Origin of the sequence: Stenotrophomonas thermophila (genome assembly GCF_001499715.1) — a bacterium.
Taxonomy (GTDB): Bacteria; Pseudomonadota; Gammaproteobacteria; order Xanthomonadales; family Xanthomonadaceae; genus Stenotrophomonas; species Stenotrophomonas hibiscicola.
Genome location: NZ_CVIW01000049.1, coordinates 1 through 5887, shown reverse-complemented (window position 1 = coordinate 5887; position 5887 = coordinate 1). Strand labels below are relative to the sequence as shown.

The following is a 5887-nucleotide window of genomic DNA, read 5'->3' as shown; positions in this document are numbered from 1 at the left end:
TGATGCCTGCCCTGCGCACCTCCTGCCTGCTGCTTGCCCTCGCCGCCATCACCAGTGGTTGTGGGTCGACCACGCCGAAGTACCTGCGCGCGCCCAGCCTGGCTGCGCCCGAACCGGCACCGCAGGACAGCCGCAATGCGTACCTGGAATTGATCGAGCGCATGCAGCAGCAAGGCGCGTGGTATGCCTCGCTCGCTCACGTCGACGCCTTCCGCCAGCGTTACGGCGACCCGCCGGCATTGCGGCTGCTGCAGGCCGATGCGCTGCGAGAGACCGGCCAGGCCGATGCCGCGATCGCACTGTACCGCGCGCTTTCCAGCGGCCCCCAGGCCGCCGCAGCCGCGCATGGGCTCGGCCTGATCGCCGCGCGCCGCGACGACGACGCCGGCAGCGAGCAGGCGCTGGCGCGGGCAACCCAACTGCAACCGTTGAATACCAGCTATCTCGGCGATCTGGGCTATGCGAGGCTGCGCGCCGGGCAGTTCGAGCGCGCGCGCGAACCCTTGGCCAAGGCCCTGGAACTGTCCCCAGGCAATGCCAAGGCCACCGCCAACCTCGCCCTGTGGGCGGTGCTGCGTGGCGACACCGCCACCGCCGAGCGCCTCGCCCAGCAGGCCAACCTCAACAAGGACACCCGGCTCAGCATCCAGCAGCAGGCGGCGCAGATCCGGGCCCGCCTGCAGCAGCGCCAGGCCGCAGCGGCTGCTGCGGCGGTCGTGCCGCCCCCTGTGCGCGCTGTCGACAGCGACGCCACCAACAACCCGCGCGGCGTCACGCGACTGGCGGCGGAACCGCGCCGCGACAGCCGCGACGAACGCGATCCACAGCGCCTGCCGCCCTCGATGCTGGAACGCTTCAGCGCCAACGACCACCCGAACGGAAACACACCATGACCGCGACGCCCCTGGCCCGACGCCTGCTGCCCGCTCTGATCTGCCTGCTGCCGGCCGCCGCAGTGCAGGCGCAGCAACAGCCGCTCACCGGACAGATGCTTGGCCGCAGCACACCGGCAGCGCCGGCTGCGCAGCCGCTGCAGTCCGAGTCATTGCCCGCCGTGGACCTGGCGGCCCGGCCCGCACCAGTGCCGCAGGCGGCGCCTGCTGCAGTGGACATCACCGACGGCAACGCTGCAACCGCGCGACCCGGCCGCAGCCAGATCGGTGATACCGCGCGCAACCTGTTCCGCCTGCAGGCGTCCGGACAGCAGGCCGGGCAGCACCTGCCGATCCTCGGCGACCAGGCGACGCTGAGCTACGCACGCTACATGAAGAGCTTCGAACACGAGATCCCGGACTTTTTTGAGACCGATGTCGCCAAGTCCAAGGGATCATCCTCATCCGGACGCTGAGGTAGGCCATGAAACGCCCACGCCAGTTCAGTTTCAGCCGCGCACGGGGCGGCATGTCGATCACCATGATGCTGGTCATGCTGGCGTTGCTGGCGATGCTGGGCCTGATCGAAATCGGCTACCTGTTCTGGGCCAAGCGCGATGCGCAGAAAGTTGCTGATCTGGCCGCACTGGCCGGAGCGCAACGACTGGAGCTGTGCACCTCGGACAACAGCGATAACAGCGCTGCGCGGCACAGCGCACTCACCCAGAACACATTCGAAGGGAGCCTGCAGATCCGCTGCGGCAACTGGAGCGCCAACCGCACCACCGCCAACCGCTTCGTCACCACCATCGATGCCAGCAACCCGCGCAACGCCGTGCAGGTCGTCGCGCAGCGCAGCGTGCTGCCGTTCTTCGGGCAGAACACCACCCTGCCCACCGTCAGCGTGGAGGCCGTGGCCCGACGTTCCGAACCGACGGCCGTGTTTGCGGTGGGTTCACAGCTGCTGCGTGCCAACGGCGACTCGGTGCTGCTGTCAACCCTGCGCCTGGTCGGCCTGGATGTCACCAACGCCACCGTGCTGTCCTATGACGGCCTGGCGCAGGCCAACGTCACGCCTTCGGGTCTGTTGAAGGCCCTCGACATCCCGGTGAGCGCCAACCTCAGCGTGGCTGACTTCAACCGGCTTCTGTCGGTCAACAAGGTTTCGCTGGCGCAGCTGGTCGACGCCACCGCCACCGTGGTCGGCCGCGACTCCACGGTGGGCGTGCAGCTGCGCGCCCTGTCCGACCTGGTTGCCACCCAGCTGGACATCAACAAGCTCAACATCGTGCTGGGCAGCCAGTCCGGCGGCGGCGGCCTGTTCGCCGAAGTCGTCTCGCCCGACGGCACGGTCGGCAGTGCACTGGAGTCACAGATCAACGTGCTCAACCTGATCAACACTGCGATCTCCATCGCCAACGATGGCAACGGCGTGGCGGTCAAGGGGCTGGACCTGCTGGGCATCAAGATCCAGGCCGGCGTGGTCGAGCCGCCATCGATCGCCATCGGCGGTGTCGGCAGCCGCGCCTACAACGCGCAGGTAAGGCTGGTGGCAGACGTGGACAGCAACAACCTGTTCGCACTGGGGCCACTTCTGAACCTGCTGGGCACGCGCCTGCACCTGCCGCTGCATGTCGATGTCGCCAACGGAATGGGAACGCTGACCGGAATCCAGTGTGGCGCCAATCCACCCAGAGCCACCATCCAGGTGGATTCGTCGGTCCTGCGGGCCTGCGTCGGCAACGTCGATCCATCGCAGCGTTTCTCGAAGAACAATGTCTGCGACGCGACGCTGAACAACGAACAGCTGCTGAAACTGCTCGGACAACCCCTGATCAACGACAAGATCACGCTGCCGGCCCTGACCAGCTCGCAGAACCTCACCCTGGCCGCTGGCGAAACCGGCTCGACGCGCATCAATCCACTTGCTCTCGGCAACGCAGTATCCGACCTTGTCAATGAGCTGCTGCGCGTGCTGTCGGGCATGCTCAGTTCACCCAAGCAGGGCATGAGTGCCAACGACACGGCCAAGGCCCTGGCCGACCGTTACCTGCAGGCCACCTTCCCGCCGAACACCCGGTATGAGGTGGACAAGTTGATTCCACTGCTGCGCGATGGCGACGCCAGCCGGCAACTGGCCCCGCTCAACAGCTGGACCGTACCCGGAGGCCTGCCCTACGCCTGTGGCCTGCTGAACCTGTCCACCTGCCACAAGGACGGTCCGGTCTGGGATGCGTTCAAGGTGACGGTCACCGGTCAAGGACTGGGCGTGCTCGATGGACTGCTCGGCTCGCTGGTGGGCGGCCTGCTGATCAACCGCTGCGACAGCCTGCTGGGCAACCTGATCGACTACAACGGCTGCGTGCGCAACAACCTGGCCTCGTACATACAGACCGCGCCGGCCGGGTTCCTTGACGGCACCGGCGGCGCCGGCGTCACCAACCCCGATGGCACGGTCAGCTGCAGCGGCCTGCTGTGCACGCTGCTGAAGCCGATCCTGTCCGCCTTGCGCCCGGTCCTCAACAGCGTCGGCACCTTGCTGACCAACCTGCTGGCCAGCGTGCTGGGCCTGGAACTGGGTCGCACCGACGTCAACGTGCAGTCGATCCAGTGCAGCGCCGCACAGCTGGTCTACTGACCCGTGACGGGCGCCCTTGGCGGCGCCCGCGCACATGCTAGACTCCCGGCGGGGAACCACTTTCATCTCAACCCACACTCATCCGTGGATGGTCTAGACATGCGAGAAACTTCAGGGGGCGCGGTCTTCGCCCGGCGCGCGTACGGCGCGGCACTGCTGGCCGTGAGCATGATGCTGGTGGCACCAGCGGCGATGGCTGCCCGTGGCGACCGCGAAGCTGCCGCAGAGCCGGCCGCTCGTAGCGCACCGGTGGTGCGCAATACCGTTGACGAGCTCAAGCAGCTGATGGATGCCCGCCAGCTGACCGAGCTGCGCACCACCTACAACGGCAATTACGGCGCCAGCCTGCTGTTCAACGCCAACACCCTGACCTACTACGTCGCCCTGTTCCAGGAGAAGAATTTCTGGCGGGTGATCAAGACTGACGCCGTCGACAACGCCGAGCGTGTCTACCGCACCTTCGCGCAACAGTCCGAGCAGCTTGCCCAGGTCTACATCGACACCACCCGCCTGGAAGCCGGCAAGCGCTATACCGAGCGCCTGGTGGCCTACAACGAGGAACGCCTGCGCACCCTGCAGCAGGAAATGGAACAGCAGCAGGCGCAGTCGGCCCAGGTCAGCGCGGCCCTGCAGCAGGCCCAGCAGCAGGCAGTCAGCCTGAGCAGCGACGTGCAGAGCACGAACAGCCAGCTGGACGCCCTGCAGCGCCGCATCCAGATCCTGCAGGCCGAACAGGGCAACCCGGAGCTGAGCCTGCCCAAGCCGGACAGCGTGCCCTCGCCGGCACCGGCGACGGCCAGCGACGGTCGCTGAGGTCCAGCACCTCGCATCCTGTCCAACGGCGCCTGCGGGCGCCGTTGTCGTTTCCAGCACCATTTCGTTTCAGCGACACGCCTCATGCACGGCATCGTCCAGTTGCCGGCGCTGCACGAAGTCCATGCGCTTGCCATTGGCCAGCACCTTTGCGCGTTGCTGCCGCGCGCGCTCACAGGCGGCAGGATCCGCGCTGATCGATATCAGTGCAGCCCGTGCACGCGCCTGCCGTACCACACGCGGGCGGCTTGAGGCCGGGCTCGCTGGCTTGGCCACGGTCGCACCTGTCGAAGGCGGCTCCGGCGGCACCTCCCAGCGCCATTCCGCACGCCCTTGGCACGGCGTCTGCTGGTAGACAGGATGCGGCCCGTCCACGCATTTGTAGACGTTGGTCCGGGCGTGCGCCGCCGTGGTCAGCAGCAGGCACACCCACAGGCTCCAGAACGCATTCGACATTGCAGGCTCCTCGACAGGGCAGCCGCCATCGTCAATGCCGGAACGGCTTCGTGCCAGAGCGATATGCGTCACATCAGGGGCAATCCAGCACAGCCGTGCAAGTCGCCGCTCTGGCGCTGCGCTGTACTGCCGGAGGCTCCGGCATCCACGCCGCGGCCGTCCCTCCCTTCCGCCAAGGAAACCACAATGAGCAACTTCATCACCGTCGCCGACGGCGCCCGCATCTTCTACAAGGATTGGGGTACCGGCCAGCCGATCGTCTTCGCCCACGGCTGGCCGCTGTCGTCCGATGCCTGGGATCCGCAGATGCTGTTCATGGGCCAGAACGGCTTCCGCGTGGTCGCCCATGACCGTCGCAGCCACGGCCGCTCCAGTCAGACCTGGGACGGCAACAACATGGACACCTACGCCGATGACCTGGCTGCAGTGATCGAGACGCTGGACCTGAAGGAAGCGATCCTGGTCGGCCATTCCACCGGCGGCGGCGAAGTGGCCCACTACGTCGGCCGCCACGGCAGCAAGCGCGTGGCCAAGGTGGTCCTGGTCGGCGCGGTGCCACCGCTGATGCTGAAGACCGATGCCAACCCGGCCGGCACGCCGCTGGAGGTGTTCGACGGCATCCGCAAGGGCACGGGCGGTGACCGCTCGCAGTTCTTCAAGGACCTGACCACACCGTTCTTCGGTGCCAACCGCGATGGCAATACCGTCACCCAGGGCATGCGTGATGCGTTCTGGCTGCAGGGCATGCTCGGTGGCGTCAAGGGCCAGTACGACTGCGTGCACGAATTCTCGGAAGTGGACTACACCGAAGACCTGAAGAAGATCGACGTGCCGGCGCTGGTGGTACACGGCGATGACGACCAGATCGTGCCGTTCGATGCCTCGGCGAAGCTGTCCTCGCAGATCATCAAGGATGCCGAGCTGAAGGTGTACGCCGGTGCGCCGCATGGCCTGACCATCACCCACGCCGACCAGTTCAATGCCGACCTGCTCGCGTTCGCGCGCAAATGATGTCCCGCGGTGGCGCCCCAGGGCGCCGCCGCTCCTTCGGTAGTGCCGGCCGCTGGCCGGCAACCCCATCACCCGTCGTGATCACGCGCAGCCGGCC

General features: G+C 67.0%; 6 protein-coding genes. 5 read left to right on the top strand and 1 reads right to left on the bottom strand.

Annotation, left to right across the window (positions count from 1 at the left end; translation table 11 throughout):
• Positions 1 to 2: 2 nt before the first annotated feature.
• The 4 genes from BN1263_RS16800 (at position 3) to BN1263_RS16785 (ending at position 4323) form a co-directional block, all read left to right on the top strand.
• Positions 3 to 893, top strand: a complete 891-nt coding sequence (locus BN1263_RS16800) for a tetratricopeptide repeat protein (protein ID WP_058982759.1) — start codon at positions 3 to 5, stop codon at positions 891 to 893.
• The gene (locus BN1263_RS16795) at positions 890 to 1348 is read left to right on the top strand and encodes a DUF3613 domain-containing protein (protein WP_019659966.1); all 459 of its coding nucleotides are present in this window, start codon (positions 890 to 892) and stop codon (positions 1346 to 1348) included. The genes BN1263_RS16800 and BN1263_RS16795 overlap by 4 nt, the downstream gene beginning before the upstream one ends.
• Before the next feature lie 8 nt (positions 1349 to 1356).
• Complete coding sequence (locus tag BN1263_RS16790) at positions 1357 to 3510, top strand: TadG family pilus assembly protein (protein ID WP_058982758.1); 2154 nt, start codon at positions 1357 to 1359, stop codon at positions 3508 to 3510.
• Positions 3511 to 3609: 99 nt separating this feature from the next.
• Positions 3610 to 4323, top strand: a complete 714-nt coding sequence (locus BN1263_RS16785; protein ID WP_019659968.1) for a DUF2968 domain-containing protein — start codon at positions 3610 to 3612, stop codon at positions 4321 to 4323.
• Positions 4324 to 4392: 69 nt separating this feature from the next.
• Here BN1263_RS16785 and BN1263_RS16780 read toward each other — a convergent pair whose 3' ends face one another.
• Positions 4393 to 4779, bottom strand: coding sequence for a hypothetical protein (locus BN1263_RS16780; RefSeq protein WP_058982756.1), 387 nt, complete (start codon positions 4777 to 4779; stop codon positions 4393 to 4395).
• Positions 4780 to 4965: 186 nt separating this feature from the next.
• Between BN1263_RS16780 and BN1263_RS16775 the strand changes: the two genes are divergently transcribed.
• Positions 4966 to 5790 carry an alpha/beta fold hydrolase gene (locus BN1263_RS16775; RefSeq protein ID WP_058982754.1) on the top strand — a complete coding sequence of 275 codons (825 nt, stop codon included), beginning with the start codon at positions 4966 to 4968 and terminating at the stop codon, positions 5788 to 5790.
• Positions 5791 to 5887: the final 97 nt, after the last annotated feature.